The sequence below is a fragment of the Desulfococcus multivorans genome (genome assembly GCF_001854245.1).
Taxonomy (GTDB): domain Bacteria; phylum Desulfobacterota; class Desulfobacteria; order Desulfobacterales; family Desulfococcaceae; genus Desulfococcus; species Desulfococcus multivorans.
In genome coordinates, this window is record NZ_CP015381.1 from 3,793,034 (window position 1) to 3,813,656 (window position 20,623).

24 protein-coding genes are annotated in these 20,623 nt (G+C 46.0%); 21 read left to right on the plus strand and 3 right to left on the minus strand.

Going from position 1 to position 20,623, the window contains the following annotated elements:
* Window positions 1–3 precede the first annotated feature (3 nt).
* Both dmul_RS16535 and dmul_RS19835 read left to right on the plus strand, forming a co-directional pair.
* Window positions 4–1,134, plus strand: coding sequence for a glycosyltransferase (locus dmul_RS16535; RefSeq protein ID WP_020878561.1), 1,131 nt, complete (start codon window positions 4–6; stop codon window positions 1,132–1,134).
* Window positions 1,135–1,470: 336 nt separating this feature from the next.
* The gene (locus dmul_RS19835) at window positions 1,471–2,601 is read left to right on the plus strand and encodes a glycosyl hydrolase family 28-related protein (RefSeq protein WP_020878560.1); all 1,131 of its coding nucleotides are present in this window, start codon (window positions 1,471–1,473) and stop codon (window positions 2,599–2,601) included.
* Window positions 2,602–2,658: 57 nt separating this feature from the next.
* On the opposite strand, the gene dmul_RS16540 is transcribed toward dmul_RS19835, so the two are convergent.
* Together dmul_RS16540 and dmul_RS16545 are read right to left on the minus strand one after the other, a co-directional pair.
* Window positions 2,659–3,999, minus strand: a complete 1,341-nt coding sequence (locus dmul_RS16540) for a hypothetical protein (RefSeq protein ID WP_070962205.1) — start codon at window positions 3,997–3,999, stop codon at window positions 2,659–2,661.
* Window positions 3,989–4,234: a Striatin gene (locus dmul_RS16545; protein ID WP_020875244.1), complete on the minus strand. Its 246-nt coding sequence runs from the start codon at window positions 4,232–4,234 to the stop codon at window positions 3,989–3,991. The genes dmul_RS16540 and dmul_RS16545 overlap by 11 nt, the downstream gene beginning before the upstream one ends.
* A 611-nt stretch (window positions 4,235–4,845) precedes the next feature.
* On the opposite strand from dmul_RS16545, the gene dmul_RS19840 reads away from it, so the two are divergent.
* From dmul_RS19840 to dmul_RS16615, 14 genes are all read left to right on the plus strand, one after another.
* The gene (locus dmul_RS19840) at window positions 4,846–5,814 is read left to right on the plus strand and encodes a sulfotransferase (RefSeq protein WP_020875389.1); all 969 of its coding nucleotides are present in this window, start codon (window positions 4,846–4,848) and stop codon (window positions 5,812–5,814) included.
* 14 nt (window positions 5,815–5,828) lie between these two features.
* Window positions 5,829–7,130 (plus strand): hypothetical protein, encoded by a 1,302-nt coding sequence (locus dmul_RS20345; RefSeq protein ID WP_020875390.1) that lies wholly within the window; start codon window positions 5,829–5,831, stop codon window positions 7,128–7,130.
* Window positions 7,108–8,235, plus strand: a complete 1,128-nt coding sequence (locus dmul_RS16560) for a glycosyltransferase (RefSeq protein WP_020875391.1) — start codon at window positions 7,108–7,110, stop codon at window positions 8,233–8,235. Before dmul_RS20345 ends, dmul_RS16560 begins: the two co-directional genes overlap by 23 nt.
* Before the next feature lie 5 nt (window positions 8,236–8,240).
* Window positions 8,241–9,449 carry a glycosyltransferase family 4 protein gene (locus dmul_RS16565; protein WP_040414000.1) on the plus strand — a complete coding sequence of 403 codons (1,209 nt, stop codon included), beginning with the start codon at window positions 8,241–8,243 and terminating at the stop codon, window positions 9,447–9,449.
* Window positions 9,446–10,057 (plus strand): sugar transferase, encoded by a 612-nt coding sequence (locus dmul_RS16570; RefSeq protein ID WP_020875393.1) that lies wholly within the window; start codon window positions 9,446–9,448, stop codon window positions 10,055–10,057. The genes dmul_RS16565 and dmul_RS16570 overlap by 4 nt, the downstream gene beginning before the upstream one ends.
* Before the next feature lie 47 nt (window positions 10,058–10,104).
* Window positions 10,105–10,440, plus strand: coding sequence for a PglD-related sugar-binding protein (locus dmul_RS16575; protein ID WP_020875394.1), 336 nt, complete (start codon window positions 10,105–10,107; stop codon window positions 10,438–10,440).
* A gap of 296 nt (window positions 10,441–10,736) precedes the next feature.
* Entirely contained in the window at window positions 10,737–11,480 is a 744-nt protein-coding gene (locus dmul_RS19845; RefSeq protein ID WP_078081329.1) for a DUF2971 domain-containing protein, read from the plus strand.
* A gap of 167 nt (window positions 11,481–11,647) precedes the next feature.
* Window positions 11,648–12,073 carry a sugar transferase gene (locus dmul_RS16585; protein ID WP_020875396.1) on the plus strand — a complete coding sequence of 142 codons (426 nt, stop codon included), beginning with the start codon at window positions 11,648–11,650 and terminating at the stop codon, window positions 12,071–12,073.
* Window positions 12,074–12,128: 55 nt separating this feature from the next.
* The gene (locus dmul_RS16590) at window positions 12,129–12,785 is read left to right on the plus strand and encodes an acetyltransferase (RefSeq protein ID WP_020875397.1); all 657 of its coding nucleotides are present in this window, start codon (window positions 12,129–12,131) and stop codon (window positions 12,783–12,785) included.
* 29 nt (window positions 12,786–12,814) lie between these two features.
* Window positions 12,815–13,252, plus strand: a complete 438-nt coding sequence (locus tag dmul_RS16595) for an acyltransferase (protein ID WP_234979237.1) — start codon at window positions 12,815–12,817, stop codon at window positions 13,250–13,252.
* Window positions 13,253–13,343: 91 nt separating this feature from the next.
* A complete protein-coding gene (locus dmul_RS16600) occupies window positions 13,344–13,703 on the plus strand; it encodes a four helix bundle protein (protein ID WP_020875399.1) in 360 nt (119 codons plus the stop codon).
* A 155-nt stretch (window positions 13,704–13,858) separates the two neighbouring features.
* The gene (locus dmul_RS16605; RefSeq protein ID WP_020875400.1) at window positions 13,859–15,139 is read left to right on the plus strand and encodes a DegT/DnrJ/EryC1/StrS family aminotransferase; all 1,281 of its coding nucleotides are present in this window, start codon (window positions 13,859–13,861) and stop codon (window positions 15,137–15,139) included.
* A gap of 185 nt (window positions 15,140–15,324) precedes the next feature.
* On the plus strand, window positions 15,325–15,606 hold the full coding sequence (locus tag dmul_RS16610; RefSeq protein ID WP_020875401.1) for a type II toxin-antitoxin system Phd/YefM family antitoxin: 282 nt from the start codon (window positions 15,325–15,327) through the stop codon (window positions 15,604–15,606).
* The gene (locus tag dmul_RS16615) at window positions 15,603–15,845 is read left to right on the plus strand and encodes a type II toxin-antitoxin system RelE/ParE family toxin (RefSeq protein ID WP_052018487.1); all 243 of its coding nucleotides are present in this window, start codon (window positions 15,603–15,605) and stop codon (window positions 15,843–15,845) included. The genes dmul_RS16610 and dmul_RS16615 overlap by 4 nt, the downstream gene beginning before the upstream one ends.
* A 100-nt stretch (window positions 15,846–15,945) precedes the next feature.
* On the opposite strand, the gene dmul_RS20630 is transcribed toward dmul_RS16615, so the two are convergent.
* Window positions 15,946–16,254: a hypothetical protein gene (locus tag dmul_RS20630; RefSeq protein ID WP_144016643.1), complete on the minus strand. Its 309-nt coding sequence runs from the start codon at window positions 16,252–16,254 to the stop codon at window positions 15,946–15,948.
* Here dmul_RS20630 and dmul_RS20635 point away from each other — a divergent pair.
* The 5 genes from dmul_RS20635 to dmul_RS16635 all read left to right on the plus strand — a co-directional run bounded on the left by dmul_RS20635 (window position 16,234) and on the right by dmul_RS16635 (window position 20,002).
* Window positions 16,234–16,536: a hypothetical protein gene (locus tag dmul_RS20635; protein WP_179947866.1), complete on the plus strand. Its 303-nt coding sequence runs from the start codon at window positions 16,234–16,236 to the stop codon at window positions 16,534–16,536. The two genes, dmul_RS20630 and dmul_RS20635, sit on opposite strands and share 21 nt — an antisense overlap.
* A gap of 195 nt (window positions 16,537–16,731) precedes the next feature.
* Complete coding sequence (locus tag dmul_RS16620) at window positions 16,732–17,085, plus strand: CHC2 zinc finger domain-containing protein (RefSeq protein WP_234979239.1); 354 nt, start codon at window positions 16,732–16,734, stop codon at window positions 17,083–17,085.
* A 17-nt stretch (window positions 17,086–17,102) separates the two neighbouring features.
* Window positions 17,103–17,669 carry a hypothetical protein gene (locus dmul_RS16625; protein ID WP_020875349.1) on the plus strand — a complete coding sequence of 189 codons (567 nt, stop codon included), beginning with the start codon at window positions 17,103–17,105 and terminating at the stop codon, window positions 17,667–17,669.
* A 1-nt stretch (window position 17,670) separates the two neighbouring features.
* Window positions 17,671–19,362, plus strand: coding sequence for a hypothetical protein (locus tag dmul_RS16630; protein ID WP_070962353.1), 1,692 nt, complete (start codon window positions 17,671–17,673; stop codon window positions 19,360–19,362).
* Window positions 19,334–20,002 (plus strand): P-loop NTPase family protein, encoded by a 669-nt coding sequence (locus dmul_RS16635; RefSeq protein ID WP_070962355.1) that lies wholly within the window; start codon window positions 19,334–19,336, stop codon window positions 20,000–20,002. Before dmul_RS16630 ends, dmul_RS16635 begins: the two co-directional genes overlap by 29 nt.
* The last annotated feature ends 621 nt before the right edge of the window (window positions 20,003–20,623 follow it).

The following is a 20,623-nucleotide window of genomic DNA, read 5'->3' on the forward strand; positions in this document are numbered from 1 at the left end:
TTAATGTTAACACATGTTATTTTTTTGATTGATTCAATGGTTGGAGGAGGTGCTGAAAGAGCCGTAGTAGAGATGTTGCGCCATCTGGATCATACTCGTTACAGGCTATCACTCGCGCTTTTCAGGAATGATGGCGATTATATGGATTTAATTCCATCCTATGTGACTATAATCGATCTTTCCAGGTATACAGGGCGATCCAATATCATTAAGCGCATTAATGGTATTAGAAAAATGGTAGCAGATAATAATCCGGACATTATTATCGCCGGTTTGGAGTCGCCAAATTTATCTCTTCTTCGGGCAGCCCCTTTTATTCGAGGCTACTGTCGTATAGTTATTACTGAACATAATAATTTGAGTATGCGATTAAAAAAAAGTCGCTCAGAATTAATGAAAAAAGCAAAATCTATCGAGATACAAGCTTTATATCGTTTAGCGGATAGAATAATTGCCGTTTCAGATGGTATTAAAACTGATCTTGTTCACAATTTTAGTTTACCTGATCAGCTGATCTCGGTAATCCATAATCCAATAGATATCGAAAAAATAAAACTAGCGGGAATAAGCAGTCCGGAAATTTCAGGGAATTATCCTAACAAGCCATTAACCATAATATCTGCCGGAAGGTTGGTACCTCAGAAAGCTTTCCATGAATTGATAAAAGCTTTTGAAAAGGTGAGGGAACATGTTCCAGCCTTGTTACTAATTTTTGGCGAAGGGCCGCTGCGAACAGAATTGGAACAACAGGTGAGAAGTCTTAACCTTGAAAAATATGTCAAACTCCCAGGTTTTACGAACAACCTTTGGAGCGAAATGGCTAAAGCTACAATTTATGCATCCTCATCTCATTGGGAGGGATTTCATTTGACACTTACTGAAGCGATGGCTTGTGGAATTCCTGTAGTAGCAACAGACTGTGACTACGGCCCAAGGGAGATAATTACACATGGCAAAAATGGATTAGTTACACCTGTAGGGGATGTGGAAGCCCTTGCGAAACAAATCATTGAGCTTTTATGCAGTGATAAGCGACGCAGAAAATTGGCAAATGAAGGTCTGACGCGCAGCTATGACTTTGATAGCCGAGTGATTGCCAAAAAATACTCCGAACTTATTGAGGCAGTTCTTTAATCCTACAACCAACACTGCGGGTTCATTTGAAAAGACGACAATTGCCAGGTTGGCGTATTCACCGCTTATGCGGTAGAAAGCGGTACGCCATGGTTGACAAACGGCTGTTTATCCCCAAGCGTCGATTTACCGACGATTATCTGAATCATCGGTAAAAATGCAGGTTGCCTGAACATACCGTTTTTCAAACCAAACCATAACTGACCGTTGAAATGATTACTGATATCAGCAATGAAAAGGTACTGGTGGTTAATATATACTTGATGACTAGGCATACGGGGGCAGCCCGGAATTTATTGCCGAGGGTTGAATCCCTACCGTAAATATCAGGCGAAAATGAAAAGAGATAATATCAGATTTATTTCCGGGATCCTCATTTTTAACCTGATTTTTTCATTAATTGGGACTTTTTGCTTCATATACTTATTACTACATTATAATTCCAAGAAAAAAAACAATTATGACTTAGCACTTCTATGCAAGGGCGATTTAGATTGCTCAAGCATTTTACAGAAAGCTATAGATAATTCTGCAAGCACTGGCGTAGAGTTATACATTCCACCTGGGAGGTATTTAATTACAAAACCTCTCCGGTTGAAATCGCATGTGAAGATTAGAGGGGCAGGCCAATATGTTACCTCAATTATTCTGGCGAAACGCAACAAGGATAATTTATCACATTGTGCTTTTTCTTGTGATGAGACTCAAAATGGCATCAAATATGCGGGTCTTCAAGGCTTGGCTATTATTTACGAGGATGAGCCTTTGCCCGAGATGAGCGGGCTATATTTTCACAAAGCGTCTAGATGCTCCTTCAGCAACCTTGTCATCAAGAACTTTGGCACCGGCTTTAGATCAGACTTGATTTGGATGTCTAACCTCACCTCTGTTCACTCTGTTCGCTGCCTCATCGGTTTCCAAATAAATCGTGGTACTTCTTGCTACCTTCAGAATTGTTATGCAAACGTATGTGTTCAGGGATTTACTTTGACAAAACTCGCTTATTCATCTCTCCAGAATTGCGCTGTTGATCATATCAATCAAGGAGGTCTGCGCTTGGGCGACCCGAAATTCAAGCTATCATTTGCATATTATTTCAATAATTGCAAAGGTATCACCATGACGGGTTGTGGAGCAGAACATAGTTCAGGAGGGTATTTGCAAGCTAAGCGTTCAGTCATTACGCTTGTCGGATGTAGAAGTCACAATATCGGAACTCAATATAACGGCACTAAAAAACAATATTTGCTTGATTTACCAGATAAATCAAGCAAATTAACATTAATTGGCTGCAGTTTGGGAAATGATAATAGCTGGACAAAAAACAGCAATGCAGCTGTCTTTCGGGTTGAAAAAGGATCATCAATCTACATGCTAAATAGCAAAGTCTCTAATACAGCCATTGCAAAAAAGGACGTAAGAGGTCAACTTTTTGATATCTCTGCCAATCCTATTTGTAGCAATTGAATTCCCATATCAACAAAGATGTTGGAGATGCTTAGTACTTACCTGGGCTGATGAAAATCAGTTTAGAAAAACGGTAGTATTTTGATCCCATTTTTGTTCCGTCTTTCTGGCTATTGACATGATCTCCTTCCTTTTCGATTGAACAGATTGACCGATATTCTTTTTATACCATTCGAACACTTTTTTCGTTGGAACTGTTTCAAGCGCCTTTTGGATGACATCATGACTTGTTTTTGAGACAACCGCTGCAAGGCTGAGTAGCATTGCAGTGAAACCGCTTTTTACTTGATCCTGTTCCAAATTTTTCAATTTGCCAAAAACCGATTCGATGATTTCGCTGCTTCCAAGCAGCCTCTCGCCCGGCTTTGCCTTCAGCGATTGTTCCTCTATGAAAGTGAGCAGTTCCTCACCGACTCTCTTTGCCCTGTCTGTATGCGGGCTAAAGATCGGATCCTCTTTTAAATCGATATGGCTGTCGTGATATATCCCGACAAACTTTATGTAGCCTTCCACCGTCTTGACAACCTCAATGAGATCCTGCCATTCTGTAAGATGATCACGATATTCGTTCAGCCACCCGAGCTTATCATCAGCCTGCCGAGGAGGGAATCGGTCGTCAGGCTCGGATTTCAGCATGTCCAGATAGCAAAGCTTCTCCTGCCCCCATTTCACAAGTTTATCCACATTCATATACCGCGCCTTGCTTCTCTGATTTGGCGGCGCCAAAGCGGATAGACAGGTCTGCTGAACTTTCTTGCCGGTTTGCGCTGCCAATTGAATAAACTCCGACCAATGCGGGTCATTTTTTAGTTCGCGCTTCAGTATGGCGGCACCTTTATGTTTGATATCATATATGTAGCATGTCTGTTCATGATCCCGGCAGAATCTTTCAATCCCCGATTTTATGTCGGTTCCATGATCACCGATTATTTCTCTGGGTGGACCGGTTTTCTCGATAGTTTGAGTAAGTTGCCGGTAAACAATTTCGCCATTGGAATGGGTTACCGGTAGCAAGGCAATTGGTTCGGCATCTTCATATGATAAATACAGCTCGTTCTCCGGTAACTTGCTTTGACGGACACCTAAAATAACCAAGCACTTCTCACTACCCGACTGGACTGTATGGTCGACAATCCAGATCCAATCATCGGCCCACTCCTGTTCACGATGGAGCTTATAGTACCCGAGACGAAGCAACCACAGGCGACCGCTGTACCACGATGGAACGGGCTGCCCCAGCTCTAAAAAAGATAACATGGAGCCGATAACGCGACTTGCTCCTCTCAGACTCGTACAGCCGGATAATACAAATGAAATAAATAGGGTGATATGAGCAACTGAATATTTATGAAACGCAACTCTCTGATTGAATTTTGCCTCAATCGCGTTATCCGTCATCGTTTTTTTTTTGCCGATATTCTTGCAGCTCCTCTTCCAGCTTTTTCACCCTTTTATTTAGCTCAGCTTTTCTCTTCTCCAGATACCGGAGCTTGTTCTGGAGCATCTTGACCTTGTATTTTGCTTCCTGACATTTGGACTTCCAGCTATCTCGACTGTTTTCAAAGAATTTAGCCAGCTTCCTTATAGGACTCTTGTAGCCACTATCATCAGGCTTTCCTTTCCCATCAAGCATGGATTGCACCTCCTAAAAATGAAGTCTAACATTATATCCATACTTTATATGAGAAAAAAAGTTCCGCTTTTTCTTCTTTAATGCTTTACAAGCACTATAAAATTTGAGAATTTCTCGGAATATTTCCAGAATGAAAATTATGGGCCATTCAATAGTGAATTTTCATCACCCCAGTACTTACCCATAAATTTTACCAACCTTACGGCAAGCAATAATCGTCACAGCCATACGCAATAGCAACATTTAAGTATCGGTGTGTTTTTTCATAACGGACCAACATCTTACGAAAACGATTGATCCATGAATGACTCACTTCAACCATCCTGCGCCTATCTATCCAACCCGGATTGGGCTTTCTTGTGCTCATTTTTTTTATGTTCTATTTCGGCCTATGATACAGCTATACTGCAAAGTATGGCTAATTCCGAAAGTTGAGCAGCCAATTTACCATAATTCTGTGACACTATTTTTTCGCGATTTTTCGAATTCAGGCAATTTGATTTCAGCAGCCGATCTATCCAACTACTATGCATATGTTCATTTTCATTTAAAAAAATCATCATCCTTCGCGCAATTCCTATAAAATCTATTTTTGACAAGAGCGATCTAAAATGGAAACACGATATACTTCTGAATTTCTTGCTTTAAAAAAACCCATTCTGGTTACCGGTGCTAATCGATCTGGCACCACTTGGGTCGGCAACATTCTCGCTAGATCACCCCATATAAAGTACATTCCTGAAATTTTTAATCCAAGTAGTGGGCTTCTAAGAGGGCATCCTGCTACACGTTTCTGGTTCCATCATATCACTGAAGATCCAGAAGAACTGTATCGGCCAATGCTTAACAAAATTATAAAAGGGAAGTATCCTTTTATAAATATATTCAGGTTTATGGACGCCAAAAAACGTTTTTCATATAAAGGTGTCAGGTCTCGATTCAAACTTTTTCTTAATTCTTATATTAACCATGAAGGTAGATATAGATTTCTTATAAAAGACCCTATAGCTCTTTTTTCAACTGAATGGCTCTCTAAAGAATTTAATATTGATATACTCATAACTATAAGACATCCAGCTGCCTTTGTTTATAGTATTAAACGTGTCAATTGGCGATTTGATGTCGATAATTTTCTTAAGCAGCGCACCCTGATGGAGGACTATCTCTATCCATTCGAGTCTAAGCTTAGAAAAATAAAAGAGAAAAAAATGGACATCATCGAAGAAGCGAGCACTCTTTGGACTTGTTTTTATCATGTCGTAAACCTGTATCGAGAAAATCATCCTGAATGGATATTTAAAAAACACGAAGATCTATCATTAAATCCTATTGATGAATTTCAACAAATTTGTATGCGCCTAAATATTCCTTTCTCGATTAATTTACAAAAGGCGATAAAAGAATTCTGCTCATCTAATAATCCTACTGAAGCTCCTGAAAAAATAATTCATCAATTAAAAAGAAACAGCCGTGAAAATATATCAATATGGAAAAAACGGCTCTCTCAAAATGAAATTCATCGAATTAGAAATATAGTTGACAGGTATTCCGCAAACTTTTATTCACCAGCAGAATGGTGAAAAGGCCTCAAAAAATGTGTTTACTTGCAGTTCTTTTCATGCTGTCTATATGTGCTTTACCACTGCAACGATTTGTTCTTATAGAATATGGCGCTTCATTTAATTCAGCATATATTTTAATTCTGTGTTTTGATGTTTTAGCTGCCGTTTTGTTATTTCGGCAGTTAAAAAGAAGACCGCTATCTAGTTTCGCAAGCAATACAATAATTTTCTTATTCTTATTCAACCTATCTTGCTTGATCACATTATTGATAACAGGCGAATCTATCGGTGAGTATACTAAAAGCATGGCCCAGTTTAATACCTTCGTGTTTCCATTGTTGATGCTGCAATATTTAAATATTAGTTTGCAATCGTTAAATCGGGTGATGTTTTTTTTAACATTATTCATTTTGATTACAGTGACATACGAGATTTTCTGCTATATTTTTAATTTAACTGTACCTATTGTTCTTGGTGAGCATATTATCGGAATGTCATTATCTAAATTTTCAACAAGTTACCGCTTGTGTGGAACGTTTTATGAACCTTCAATACTCGCCCGAATTTGTTCTATTTTGTTTGCATATTATCTATATTCTGAGCGAAAAACAACTACCACCTATACCCTTATCTTTCTTTTATTACTTATTTTATTAGGCACTACATCACTAAGCGGATTATTATGCTTATTATTGGCTTTTTTATTATGGGCTTATGATAAAAAGCTTATCTCGTTCAATTCTTCTTTTCTAATATTTTTTGTAGCATTGAGTGTTGTATTTTCATATAGTTATGTACCAGATTATTTTTTGCAATATTTTAAGCGGATTTTTAAACTAGTCGACATTGCTAATGATTTAATTTCATTAAATTTTGCAGAAAATTATAGACAACGCTCAGAACACTTTAGAATTTTTTCAAACTTTCTATTTTTGTTAATGCAACCTCAAGATATGGTTTTTGGAATTAGTTTTTCTGGTGTTGATAACTTTGCCATAAATAGCCTACTTGGATCAAATAAAGTATGTTCGATTTTATCCTGGATCATAATATCTTCAGGTGTGGTGGGTTTAAGTGTTTTTTTATGGTTTATCTCGAGAATATACAGAAGTTGCAAAGGGTTATACAGACGAATACTAACTATTCACTTGTTGATGCTGATGAGTTCAGGATCTTTACTAAAGCCAATATTTTGGATAATAATATATTATTGTCTTGTTGCATCATGGGCAGAAGATATTCAGAAGGATGGTACCAGCAGGAAGTTATCATGTTTACGAACTTATAAGAATCAAGGTGTGCGAATCAAAAATGCAGAATCTAATTTGGTTTGATCCGGTAAATAATGACCCGCAGTTTATTAAGTTAATCCATCACATCTTAAAAAGACACATAGATTTTACCTTTGTGATCAACCCACGTTCAGGCTTTTTATTGAACGGAAAGATAATAAACTTTTTACCACCCAACTTGTCATCAAAAGCACGAAAAAAAGGCTACCTTGCACGATTATCACTCGCAGTTATTTATATCATTAGCTCAATTCGAGCATTATTTCTGATTTTCAGTTGGAGAAGTCCTGTAATATTTTCAACAGGCATGTGGGTTCCAATAATTGATACAATTATTCTTAAGTGCATGTTGATATTACGAATAAATTTTCATGTTCTTATCCATAGGCCCTTGAAACCCGGACAAAATATCAGTAAGACTCTAATGTTTTTTTACTCTTCGCATTACAAATATATAGTATTAAGCAAATTCACTAAAGATTATCTCTACAAAACTTTTTATATTCCGCTAAAAAATATCAGCATTCTTCCACACCCTAATTTCAATATAGAGTATGATTCAGTGATAATAGATGAGAGATTGCGCAGCAACCTGCTAGAATGGAAAAAAGATCGAAACCTCTTCCTATATATGTCAGGAATACACATGAGTCATGGGATATTAGATTTGGTAGAAATAATTGATCAGTCTAGAAAACGAAATTTGCCATACTGTTTCCTCCTTTGTGGTAATCCCAGAAATTTGGAACAATCCGCCATATCAAAACGGATTGAAGCCAAATTCTCGAACACAGAATTCGTGAAGTGTTCCATGGCGTTTTACTCTGAAATGGAGGCAAAAACATGGCTTTCTGTGGCAACTGCGGTTGTGTTACCGTATCAAGAAATAGCACAAAGTGGAGTTCAGGCTCTAGCGCTTGGCCAAGGAGTTCCTGTCATAGCTCGAAATGTTGGTGCTCTTCCAGAGCAAATATATGACGGTTTCAATGGCATTGTAGTGGAAGATAATTCCCCAGAAACTTGGTTTAATGCCTTCAGCCGATTGAGTGAAATGAAGGTCGACAAGAGCGCTATCAGGAAACACTCTGAGAGCATGTATGGCGTCGAGGCAACAATAAATTCTTTTCATGATCTTATGGAGATATAATTAGGTTGCGAATTATCTACACTCATCAATACTTCAATACTCCATCCATGTCCGGCGGTACCCGCTCCTACGAAATAGCCCGGCGACTTGTGACAGCCGGTCATAAAGTTCACATGATCACCAGCGATCGCCGCAGCAAAAATTCAGGAGATTGGTATCATACAGCAGAAGAAGGAATTCATGTTCATTGGTTGCCTGTGCCGTACGGCAACGCCATGCCCTATCATAAGCGTATAAAAGCATTTCTTAACTATGCAGCCAAAGCTGGTCCCTATGCCAGCCGCTTTAAAGCCGATGTCATTTTTGCCACTAGCACACCTTTGACAATAGCACTTCCCGCTATTTACGCCTCCAAAAGATTAAAAATCCCGATGGTTTTTGAAGTGCGTGATCTTTGGCCGGAATTGCCAATCGCCGTTGGAGCGCTCAAAGGGCCCCTTATACCGCCTGCCCGCTGGTTAGAACGATTCGCTTACAAAAATTCATCAGAAATCGTTGCGTTATCGCCTGGAATGAAAGAGGGTGTTGTTCGCGCCGGATACCCATCTGAGCATGTTCATGTTATCCCTAACAGCTGCGATGTCGACCTATTTCAGGTGCCTTCCGAGGTGGGTGCTGCATTCCGCAAGCGTTTTCCCTGGTTGGACAACCGTCCTTTAGTAATATACGCAGGTACATTTGGTCGGATAAATGGCGTTGGATATCTTGCCCGATTGGCTGCTGAAACGAGGAAGTTGGCACCTGAGGTGTGTTTTCTTGCCGTTGGAGATGGGTATGAATTCGATATGGTGACCAGGCTTTCGCGCGAACTTGGTGTACTTAACCAGAATTTTTTCGTGATGCCACAGCTGCCAAAATCCGAAATGCCGGCCCTATTTTCTGCTGCCACGATTTCTACATCCACCGTTATCGATCTCCCTCAAATGTGGGCCAACTCGGCCAATAAATTTTTTGACTCACTTGCATCAGGCCGACCAGTGGCAATAAACTATGCGGGCTGGCAAGCCGATTTAATAAAAGAAACCGGGGCCGGGTTGGTCTTACCCCCAAAGGATTTACCCGGAGCAGCTCGATTATTGATAAGTGCGCTGAATAATAAGAATTGGCTAAAAAAAGCAGGAAAAGCAGCCTTGGCCCTTGCACGTGATCGTTTTGATCGAGATCTATTGGCCAAGCAACTTGAAGCCGTTTTGCTTAAAGCTGTTCATAAATGAAAATGAAACGATGTTTTGATCTTCTACTGGCAGTTTCCGCCTTCATCGTTTTATCCCCCCTCCTCATCGCCGTCGCCGCCGCAATATACCTCACCATGGGCCGTCCCGTCTTTTTCCGCCAGACCCGCCCCGGGCTTAACGGCAAGCCCTTCCAACTCATCAAATTCTGCACCATGACCAACGGCTGTGATGCCGACGGATGCCTGTTGCCGGACTGCGAGCGCCTGACCCGGCTGGGCCGGTGGCTGCGCAGCACCAGCCTGGACGAGTTGCCGGAGCTGTTCAATATCATCAAAGGGGATATGAGCATCGTGGGGCCGCGGCCCCTGCTGATGCAGTATCTGGACCGCTACACCCCGGAGCAGGCACGGCGCCACGAGGTCAAGCCGGGGTTGACGGGATGGGCGCAGATCCATGGACGCAACGACATCTCCTGGGAAGACAAGTTCAACATGGATGTCTGGTATGTGGACCATCAATCCCTGTGGCTGGACATCAACATCATCCTGATGACCGTGGGCAAGGTGTTGAAGCGGGAAGGGATCAGCCAGGCAGGGGAAGCCACGGCGGCGGAGTTTATGGGTCACGCCGGGACGCAACGCCGCTGAAAAAAGCCAAAAAACAATCTTGTTTCGTTTTTGCGTGAGGATATTTCATGAAACACATCGCCATTTATGGTTCCGGCGGTTTTGGCCGGGAGGTGGCCTGGCTGGCAGAGTCCTGCCCGGCGTTCAGGATCGAATGCTTTATTGACGACGATCCCCTGCTGGACAGCAAGATCGTCAACGACATCCCGGTCATGTCGTTCGAGGCCTTCTGCCGGCATACCTGGGACAATGCAGGGAAGCCTGCGATCGTCAGTGCCGTCGGCGCCCCCAAGGTCCGCCAACAGGTAATGGAAAAAGTCCGCCGGGCCGGGTTTGCCTTTGATACCCTGATTCACCCCCGAACCGAGATGTCCCGGTGGGGAATGACCGGAGATCGACGATGATGCGGTCAACTTCTATTTCTTCACGGGCCAGTATTCCCAATCCCAAACTACAGCGAACCTTCGGCAACCAACGGCATAGGCGGTTTTGTGCTTTACCAGGCCTTTTATGCGTGCATTTTGGTTTGAGCTTTCCAGGCGCCTTCGTTGCCCACCGATCCCGCCGGCAACCTTCTATTGCTTCAAAATAATTGATCGGTATGCTCGTCATCATATCAACCGGTATATGTCCTGTTGATGGCGTTTATGACCTAAACGATGGCTGGAACTGAAGTTGACCCCGAATCAGAAAAGATGAGATGACGTCCGAAAAAGTCTATAAATACATGACGCTGACCTGTGAGAGCATACCTCGTGTCGCAAACATTGTTCGTACCGCAGAATGTTGGTTTTCAAAATTTCATCACCAGAATGACCCGATGGAAGGCGTTTTTTTTTATTACCCAGCCTTCGAGAAGCTGGCCGAACAAATAACCAATCATAAAAATCTTTATACAATCTGCTCTTTTGGAAATTCAGAAAACAATCCAATCTTATGGGCCTATTATACAGGTGGTTTTCGTGGCGTATCCATCGGCATTTCAATCGATCAAAGTTGGGAAAAGATGACGAAAAAAAATAGCAGAACGGGAGGAAAAAAATTATGGTGTAAAGTTGTCTACAAAAAACAAGCTGAATTTGAAAGCGCTTTTTCCGAGGTTGAAGCCCCTGAATCGATTGCGAAAAAACTTATATCGCAAAAACTGGACTTCTGGAAACCCGAAAGTGAAATCCGCCTGATATACCAGAACGCTGAGCCGGGTTTGGTTGAAGTAGGTAAAATTATCTCCCTGACTTTCGGGTGCAATATACCCCTTAAGAAAATAGAGTGTCTGATAAATCAGTTGAAGGAAGCCGATATAGATGCCGTTGCCTTTAACATTGCATCGCCAAACTCTGAAAAAAGCGGCGATCCTGTCAGTATTGAGAAAATAGAAGGTTTTGAAGAACTCAAGACAAAATTTGAAGAATACCATGAATGGCGCAGCCGTTTCACCTGGTGAGCGTGCGGCAGTGTTTGATTGGAATTTAACACCCTGGAATTTTTAATATTAGATTTGTATAGACACTGATGATCACAGATTCATCCGCGTCCTTTCAGGTGCATTTCCGACAAATAAATTGAAACTGATTGTATCATTATAACACGGATCATCTGGGGTGGCATTTCATGACCAACGGCTGCGATGCCGACGGATGCCTGCTGCCGGACTGCGATCGCCTGACCCGGCTGGGCCGGTGGCTGCGCAGCACCAGCCTGGACGAGTTGCCGGAGCTGTTCAATATCATCAAAGGGGATATGAGCATCGTGGGGCCGCGGCCCCTGCTGATGCAGTATCTGGACCGCTACACCCCGGAGCAGGCACGGCGCCACGAGGTCAAGCCGGGGTTGACGGGATGGGCGCAGATCCATGGACGCAACGACATCTCCTGGGAAGACAAGTTCAACATGGATGTCTGGTATGTGGACCATCAATCCCTGTGGCTGGACATCAACATCATCCTGACGACCGTGGGCAAGGTGTTGAAGCGGGAAGGCATCAGCCGGGCGGGGGAAGCCACGGCAGCGGAGTTCATGGGCCACGCCGGGACGTAACGCCTCTGAAAAAAACAAAAAACAATCTTGTTTCGTTTTTGCGTGAGGATATTTCATGAAACACATCGCCATTTATGGTTCCGGCGGTTTTGGCCGAGAGGTGGCTTGGCTGGCGGAGTCCTGCCCGGCGTTGAGGATCGAATGCTTTATTGACGACGATCCCCTGCTGGACGGGAAGATCGTCAACGACATCCCGGTCATGTCGTTTGAGGCCTTCTGCCGGCATACCCGGGACAATGCAGGGAAGCCTGCGATCGTCAGCGCCATTGGGGCCCCCATGGTCCGCCAACAGGTCATGGAAAAAGTCCGCCGGGCCGGGTTTGCCTTTGAAACCCTGATTCATCCCCGAACGGAGATGTCCCGGTGGGTGGAGATCGGAGAGGGCACGGTGATCTGCGCCGGGTGTATCCTGACCACCAATATCCGGCTGGGGGAGCACGTCCAGATCAATCTGGACTGCACCATCGGCCACGACGTGGTGATGGCGGATTATGCCACCCTGGCGCCGGGGGTGCACGTGTCCGGTTTTGTCCACCTGGGAAAACGGGTCTATGTGGGCACAGGCGCGGTGTTTCTGAACGGCACCCGGGACAACCCTCTGATTGTGGGCGATGACGCCGTGATCGGCGCGGGGGCCTGCGTAACCAGGGATGTTCCGCCCAATGAAACATGGGGGGGGGTGCCGGCAAGGGAACTTCGGAGAAGCAAATAGCCCCCCAGGCTTCTCAAATTCCCGCACCGTTGAACAGAGAGGATGATCAGCGTGATCCGCGCAATCTGGGAACTGCTGCTGCCGATCGTTTCGCAGACTGGCAATACCCGGTGATCGAGGACGGCAAGCCCACGAAATACAACTGGGTGGTTCAACACAAGGACAACCTGCGCCTGGGATACAAGACCGACATCGGCGCCTTCACCTACATCAACGCCAAATACGGCGTCACCATCGAGGACCATGTCCAGATCGGATCCCACTGCGCCGTCTATTCCGTATCCACCATCGACAACAAGACCGGCCCCGTGGTGCTCAAACGAAACTGCAGGATAGGCACCCACAGTACGATCATGCCGGGGGTCACGGTGGGCGAAAACGCGGTGGTGGGGGGGCATAGTTTTGTGAACCGGAACGTGGGGGAGGGGGCGGTGGTGGTTGGGGTGCCGGCGAAGGGGCGATGGTGAATTTTGAATTATGAATTATGAATGTTGAATGAAAGGAATGGGCCGTCCATTCATAATTCAAAATTCATAATTCAAAATTATTTTTATTCCTATGAGAAAAAACATCATCCAGGACAAGACTTATCAGTTCGCTCTCGATGTGGTTCAGCTTTATATCCAGATTCGGGCTCGGAAGGAGTTTGTTTTGTCCAGGCAGTTGCTTCGGTCGGGTACCAGTATCGGGGCGAATGTCGAGGAAGCTGTTGCCGCTCAATCCAAAAAGGATTTTATCTCCAAAATGTCGATCGCTTCCAAGGAAGCCAGAGAAACACACTACTGGCTCCGCCTGTTCCGCGACAGCCAACTCTGCCCCAACCTCCCCCTGTCGGGGTTGATAGCGGATTCTCAGGAAATCATAAAAATTCTCACCTCGATCGTCAAAACAGCGCAAAAAAACAATGGTGAATTTTGAATTATGAATTTTGAATGGGTGTCTCCATTCCTTTCATTCAACATTCATAATTCAAAATTTATCCAATAGTTATGAATTATAAATGAACGTCCCCATTCCTTTCATTCATAATTCAACATTCATAATTCATCATTATTCTCATTAGGATCTCAACAATGCCCAAAACAAATCCCCCCTCCCCCCGCATCTTCCTCTCCCCCCCCCACCTCGGCACCGAGGAGTTCAACTTCGTGCGCGAGGCGTTTGCGTCCAACTACATCGCGCCCCTGGGGCCTCAGGTGGACGCGTTTGAGCGGGCCTTTTCCGAATACACCGGCATCCCCCACTGCGTGGCCCTTTCCAGCGGCACGGCGGCCATGCACCTGGCCCTGCGCCATCTGGGGATCGGGCCCGGGGACGAGGTGTTCGCTTCCACCCTCACCTTTATCGGCAGCGTAACGCCCATCGTGTTCGAGGGGGCGGTGCCGGTGTTCATCGACGCGGACCGCACGTCGTGGAACATGGACCCGGATCTGCTGGCATCGGCCCTGGCAGAACGCGACCGCAAGGGAAAGCTGCCCAAAGCGGTGGTGCCCACGGACCTCTACGGCCAGTGTTCGGATTACGCGCGAATCTATGCGGTGTGCGAGCGCTACGGTGTGCCGGTGGTGGTAGATGCGGCAGAAGCCATGGGAGCGAAATATAAAAACAATTATGAATTAGGAATGTTGAATTATGAATTAAACCATTCAACATTCAAAATTCAAAATTCAACATTCAAAATCCCCCGCCACGCGGGGACCGGTGCTTGGGCATCGGTTTTTTCCTTCAACGGAAACAAGATCATGACGACATCAGGCGGGGGGATGCTGGCGTCCGAGGACAAGGACCTGATCGCGCATGCCCGGTTTCTGTCCCAGCAGGCCCGGGAGCCGTTTCCGCATTACGAGCACACCGAGATCGGGTACAACTACCGGATGAGCAACATCGTGGCGGGCATCGGCCGGGGGCAGCTCATGGTGCTGGACGAGCGGGTGCGGCGCAAGCGGGAGATCTTTGCGTATTATGCCGAGGCGTTGAAGGATGTGCCGGGGATCGCGTTCATGCCCGAGGCGGCCTACAACCAGTGCAACCGGTGGCTCACGGTGATCCTGATCACGCCGGAAGTCTTCGGGGCGGACCGGGAGGCGGTGCGGCTGGCCCTGGAGGCGGAGAACATCGAGTCCCGGCCGGTGTGGAAACCGATGCACCTGCAGCCGGTGTTCAACGTGCCGGGCCTTGGCGCCGGGGCGTCGGGGAACGGAGGGAAAAGGCGCTATCCGGCCCGGGTGGTGGGCGGCGGGGTTGCCGAGGACCTGTTCGAGAGAGGATTGTGCCTGCCGTCGGGAACGGCGATGACGGCGGGGGAGTTGGAGCGGGTGGTGGGAGTGATTCGGGGAGTGGGGGGGGAATTATGAATTATGAATTGTGAATTGTGAATGGGGGGGTGGGGGGTAAGCCTGCAGCCATTCAACGTTCATCATTCAACATTCAAAATTCAACATTCAAAATTCAACATTCAAAATTCAACATTCATCTTTATTGAAGGCTTGCTTTTTGGGTTTCTTGGTGATACGTGCAAAAGTACTAAAGGAGATACAATATGGGCAAGCTATCAAATATCATTCCGGTGAGCGATTTAAGACAAGATGCTGCGAAGCTATTGAAACAATTGCGAAACAGCAAAGAGCCTTTGATAATCACGCAAAGAGGTCGGGCAACGGCGGTAATAATCGGTGTTGATGCCTATGAGAAATCTGAACGCGAGAAAGAGCTGTTGCGCCTTTTGGCTAAGGGAGATAGGGAAATCGAAACGGGTCAAGGGTATGATCTGGATACAGTTCTTGCTGAAGCTGACGCCGTTTTGGACAGGGAGCCTTCGTGAAGGTCAAATTTACACCTTCTGCCAAAACTCAATTCCTTTCCGCGCTATCATACATTCGAAAGGACAAACCTTCAGCGGCTATTGATTTTCGTAAACCGGCTGAAAAAATCCTAAGAAGGCTTGAGGACTTTCCTGAATCCGGAAGAATTATACCTGAATTTCAAGAACTCCCCTACCGAGAAGTGGTCATATCACCTTACCGGTTTTTTTATAAAATCAAAGCCGATGTCGTTTGCTAAGATCCGAATAGTGTAACGCCTACATACCAATTTCATGACGGAATACTGTAACGCTTTTCATACCCCGCCCCAAAATACCCCGCCCATAATATTTATCGACTTACCCCGCTACCCCGCCGCCACATACCCCGCCGTTTTCAAAAGATGTTTTCAATCCATGAAATTCGGATTGTAATTTCATGCCCAAATATTCGTCCATGGAGAAATTACAATGCCGAACAGTCGCCCCCGAAAGCGCCCCTGCAGTATTTGCCGCAAATGGTTTTTGCCGGATGTGCGCCAAAAAGGCCGGCAGGTGACCTGCAGCCCTGAGTGCCGAAAGGAAAGGCATCGCAGAAAATGCGCGGAATGGAATCGTAGACATTGTGCCAACAGCAAAAGCGATTATTTGAGTAAGAAGCTTGAACAAACTGCCAGTCCTCCAGAGCCTGATCAGGGTGGATATTTGTCCGGCAGCCGAATCAACCTTCAGCTTCCCCGTGATATTTTACAAGATGAACTCGGCGAAAGAAATCTGATCATTATCGATTATTTGATCGAGCAGATTCTGGCACGAGTGCGCCTCGATTCAGGTTTGCCGCCCGCCAAAAACGGTTGTCGAACGTTCGATCGACGCGGCGATCCTGAAAGTGTTCCGGAGGTGTTTTTAAGACGCATAAGGAATATAACAGCCTGTAATAAACCTAAATAGCGACAAAGTAATCCATTCGGATTTTCAAGACGCATTAGGCACATAACCCACTGTAGATAATAATGATACTGACAAAATAATCGAATCCGGTATTTAAGACGCAATCGACTTGGAGCGGGTCGTTGGCCTATCGTTGGACCGTCGGAAAAAGAGCCCGGCAAACGGAATTTTTTTCAACGTACAGGATGGAGGTGAATGATGAGGCGACGATTTTCAGCCCGGGAGTTGTTTGAATTACGAAACGGCATCCCCGTAGACGATCTGATTCAAGACCACCTGCGGATGGCGGCTAAAAGGCGGGAGGGCCAGCTTCGGTTTCTCTGCCCTGTTTGCAACGAATTCAATACGGCAACCCGGCAGGCAACCAATCTGGCGAGGTGTTTCCGGTGCGAGCGGAACTTCAATACCATCGACCTGGTGATGATCGTCAATGGAAGCGATTTTGTCGAGAGCGTTCGTTATCTGAAGCGACTGCTGAAAGAGATCCCGCGCCATGAGGATAGAAGCGGCGCATTGAAGCAGATGCTGCAGCAGATCGGCACCCCTTGAGTATGCAAAAGGAGAAGATGACAGCCGATCGGTTGAGTGAACTGGAGGCCATTATTGATCGTAACCGGCGCAGTTTCTATGTCATCGGCAAAGCGCTGTACGAGATTCGAGAAAACCGCCTGTACCGGCTTCTTGGTTTCAAGACCTTTGAGGCATATGTCAAGGATCGCTGGTCCATGGGAAAATCCCACGCCCACCGTTTCATCGAGGCCTATCGTGTCATTGAGAATCTTTCCCCAATCGGGGACATTTTGCCCGAAAACGAATCCCAGGTCCGGCCGTTGGTACCGCTGACACCGCTTGAACAGCGCAACATCTGGCGCCAATTTTTAGCATCCGGAATGGCGCTCACGGCCAAAAATATCTGCAGGCTCGTTTCCGATGCCGGCAGAACCGCAGATCCCGCCAACCGGACGTCCATTATCAGCGATGATTACCGCCAGGCGGTCATGGCGATGCTGGAGCAGGTCAGGCTGGCGCAAAATGACCAGTGGCAAAGCACCTCGAGGCAGGCCGCTTTACTCTGGAACCGGGTGATCCGGGACAAGATTCTATACAAAATATCCAAAAGCGAGAAGCCGTAATATGGATCGGTTACCCCTGGATGATCAGTTTTTAATCCTGCTGCACAAAAAGATCATGAACAAACGCGGGTCCGCCAGACGCCGGGCCAAAAAATACTACATGGACCAATACCGGAAGACCGGCATCATCCCCGAACCGCTTTTACTGGCAGGCAAGGGGATTATGGAGGGGCGCAGATGCAGCGGGCGAAGACGTTCCATCGATGAGCGGATGAAACACCGGTTTATCGAAATGGTCAAAGCCTCGAGCGACCCTTCAAGCCAGGGGTTTATTTTTATCACCCAAAAGGCCCGAACGATCAAAAATTACCATCGGTGGCTTGAAGAGGAATTTGGCCGGCCCATCTCGCTTTCGGCACTGAGGCGGCTGGTCAAGGCAGAAGGCCTCCAGCGGTATCTGGATCAACCGGATTTTGGTGAAGAAAAACCGCCAAAACACTGCTTCAAATCTGAATCCGTATTCGATCTGATACAGGTTGACGGAAGTGCTTTTCGATATCTCAAGGTACGGGATCAGAACGGCATGTGGCGAAAACCCCAGGTGATCGAATTTTACGATACCCGGTCACGCTACCTGTTTGTTTTGGATATCTATTTTTCCGAAACAAGCCTGAATGCGGTCGATCTATTTGAGCAATTTCTGTTGAGCACCCCGTTTCCCCGAAAGAAAATCCGTCTCCGCCCGGACAATGCCGGTGGATTTTTAAATTTGAAGCGCGTGATCACTGCACTGAATACAGAATACTCTCAGCCTGACGGTTTCTATCTGGAACCGGATTTTGCAAGAGCCCGGACGCCCCGGGACAAGGCCCATCTGGAATCCTCCCATCGCAGTCTGCATCATTTCGAAATCCGGATCATCAAAGCCTTTGCGGACCGCATTGTAAAAACCGAGCCGGGGTATCTCTTCACCAACAGGAAAAAAGAGAAAATCACGGTGACCTTTCTGGATATCGGCCTTCATGAACTCCGCCAAAAACGCATCATCGAGGCCTACCGGGAAGAGCACAACACGACGCGGCACTATTTTGCCCATGACGGAAAGACGGCATCCTGGGTCCCGGCCCAAAACATGGCGTCATTTTTGGACAAGGCCTCCACGTTTTCCTTTGATCCGTCGCACGTCAAGGCGATCATGAAATACGGGTTCAAGAAGATCAAGGTCACCGTATCGAAAAAAGGGACCATCACGTTAAACAATCAGAAATACTACGTGGCCGTGGGCGCCGAACATTTTAGCCGCCACAAGGGCACACCGGTCTATGTCTCGGACCTGAAAGACAAACTTTTCATCTTTGAATACAAATCCGACGGCATGCTGATCGGCGAAGCCCTTCGGCAGAAGCCCTATGAAAAACCGCCGAAGTCATCGGAATTGACATTTGAAGCCAACGAGGTCGAGCAGATAGCCGCCTTTCTGGAGCAGCAGAACATGGTGGTGGAAAGAGCCGCACTGATCGAAAAACACCGCAAGGGACTGACGCTTGCCGTAGCTGAAGAGATTTTTAACCATAACAAAACCCGGTATGACGGCTATGCCGGAAAGCTGATGCAATCCCCGAAAAAAATCGGAACGGCCCTGTTCAACGCTTTTATGCTGGACTGTGAACGCCATCAGCGAAGGAATCATGTGGCGCCGTACGCCTCTTTATGGGACAGACAACATGAAACGAAAAGAGACGTTCATCAATGACAAACGCCGCGTTTCCTATCTGGCGGCGATCTACAATCGAATCTACCGCGGACAGAGCGTGCTCATCGAAGGCGATTATGGCGTCGGCAAGAGTCGATTTTTAAACCTGATCCAGCCTCAGAAACTCCGGGGGGTCCGGGCGGAGACGCTTTTCAATATCCACGAACTGCCGGCATCCATCCTTCAGGAATTGAATTATGACGTGAAAGCCACCTACCGGAGGACACCGCGTCATTTGAAACAGATCTGCAGCCTGTCCGGATTTTTTATTGTCATGGACGAGAGCAATGATCTGGATCGCCGGGCATGGCCCTATCTGAAACGCATTATCGATGCCGGGGTTCCCATCGTATTTGCCGGACTGCCCAAGGTCAGAACATATCTGTCGAGCGAACATCCGGATATCCTGAGCCGACTTAAAACGCTCGTTCTCTACCCGATCGTCGTGGAAGATTTTATTCTGGAGTACAAAGATTTTGAACCCGAAGCGATCGAGCAAATCTATGTCCATACCCGCGGGGACATGCGCAAATTCAAGGAGGTCTGCACCGATTGCCGGGACAAGGCAAAAGAACTGAATCACAGCCTTATCGACCTCAACCTTGCGCTTGAGTTCCTATCCGACCTGCCCCTCATTTAACATCCCAAAGACCCGGCGGGAGTCGTATCAGGACTCCCGTCATCACCATCCTATCGGCACCTCTTCCTGAATCACCTTTGCGTCCAGTGGGCGCCTGTCATTTGTGAAACGTGATTCGCTATGCGGCTGCTGTTTCTGTAATTCTTTGAGGATATAGGGGAAAAAACAATAGCGTTACACTATTTTGTCAAGCGGGAGAAAATCCTTTTTCCTTCTATTTTGATGATTTTAAATTAGATTCTTACTGAAAAAGGTTGGGTGGGGTGTTTGTAAAGCGTTACAGTATTCGAATCTTATCAGTCGTTTGGATTGTTGCGGTGTGGCATGACGCACAGCTTCCAAAAAGATAATTATGAATTAGGAATTATAAATTATGAATTAAACCATTCAAAATTCAACATTCAAATCGGTGCAACCGGTGGCTCACGGTGATCCTGATCACGCCGGAGGTGTTCGGGGCGGATCGGGGCGCCGGGGAACAGGGGGGAAAGGCGGTATCCGGCCCGGGTGGTGGGGGAATTGTGAATTGTGAATTATGAATTATGAATTGTGAATGGGGGGTGGTGGGGGGAAAGCCTGCATCCATTCAACATTCATCATTCATAATTCATCATTAAAAAA

Bases quoted from the DNA above. Each gene is read 5' to 3' on its own strand.
- dmul_RS16600 (WP_020875399.1), top strand. From the start codon at position 13,344: ATGAGAAAAAACATCATCCAGGACAAGACTTATCAGTTCGCTCTCGAT.
- dmul_RS16590 (WP_020875397.1), top strand. From the start codon at position 12,129: ATGAAACACATCGCCATTTATGGTTCCGGCGGTTTTGGCCGAGAGGTG.
- dmul_RS16560 (WP_020875391.1), top strand. From the start codon at position 7,108: ATGCAGAATCTAATTTGGTTTGATCCGGTAAATAATGACCCGCAGTTT.
- dmul_RS16610 (WP_020875401.1), top strand. From the start codon at position 15,325: ATGGGCAAGCTATCAAATATCATTCCGGTGAGCGATTTAAGACAAGAT.
- dmul_RS16630 (WP_070962353.1), top strand. From the start codon at position 17,671: ATGGATCGGTTACCCCTGGATGATCAGTTTTTAATCCTGCTGCACAAA.
- dmul_RS20345 (WP_020875390.1), top strand. From the start codon at position 5,829: ATGTGTTTACTTGCAGTTCTTTTCATGCTGTCTATATGTGCTTTACCA.
- dmul_RS16535 (WP_020878561.1), top strand. From the start codon at position 4: ATGTTAACACATGTTATTTTTTTGATTGATTCAATGGTTGGAGGAGGT.
- dmul_RS16540 (WP_070962205.1), bottom strand. From the start codon at position 3,999: ATGACGGATAACGCGATTGAGGCAAAATTCAATCAGAGAGTTGCGTTT.
- dmul_RS16635 (WP_070962355.1), top strand. From the start codon at position 19,334: ATGAAACGAAAAGAGACGTTCATCAATGACAAACGCCGCGTTTCCTAT.
- dmul_RS19835 (WP_020878560.1), top strand. From the start codon at position 1,471: ATGAAAAGAGATAATATCAGATTTATTTCCGGGATCCTCATTTTTAAC.
- dmul_RS16570 (WP_020875393.1), top strand. From the start codon at position 9,446: ATGAAAATGAAACGATGTTTTGATCTTCTACTGGCAGTTTCCGCCTTC.
- dmul_RS16585 (WP_020875396.1), top strand. From the start codon at position 11,648: ATGACCAACGGCTGCGATGCCGACGGATGCCTGCTGCCGGACTGCGAT.
- dmul_RS19845 (WP_078081329.1), top strand. From the start codon at position 10,737: ATGACGTCCGAAAAAGTCTATAAATACATGACGCTGACCTGTGAGAGC.
- dmul_RS16620 (WP_234979239.1), top strand. From the start codon at position 16,732: ATGATGAGGCGACGATTTTCAGCCCGGGAGTTGTTTGAATTACGAAAC.
- dmul_RS16605 (WP_020875400.1), top strand. From the start codon at position 13,859: ATGCCCAAAACAAATCCCCCCTCCCCCCGCATCTTCCTCTCCCCCCCC.
- dmul_RS16625 (WP_020875349.1), top strand. From the start codon at position 17,103: ATGACAGCCGATCGGTTGAGTGAACTGGAGGCCATTATTGATCGTAAC.
- dmul_RS16545 (WP_020875244.1), bottom strand. From the start codon at position 4,234: ATGCTTGATGGGAAAGGAAAGCCTGATGATAGTGGCTACAAGAGTCCT.
- dmul_RS19840 (WP_020875389.1), top strand. From the start codon at position 4,846: ATGGAAACACGATATACTTCTGAATTTCTTGCTTTAAAAAAACCCATT.
- dmul_RS16575 (WP_020875394.1), top strand. From the start codon at position 10,105: ATGAAACACATCGCCATTTATGGTTCCGGCGGTTTTGGCCGGGAGGTG.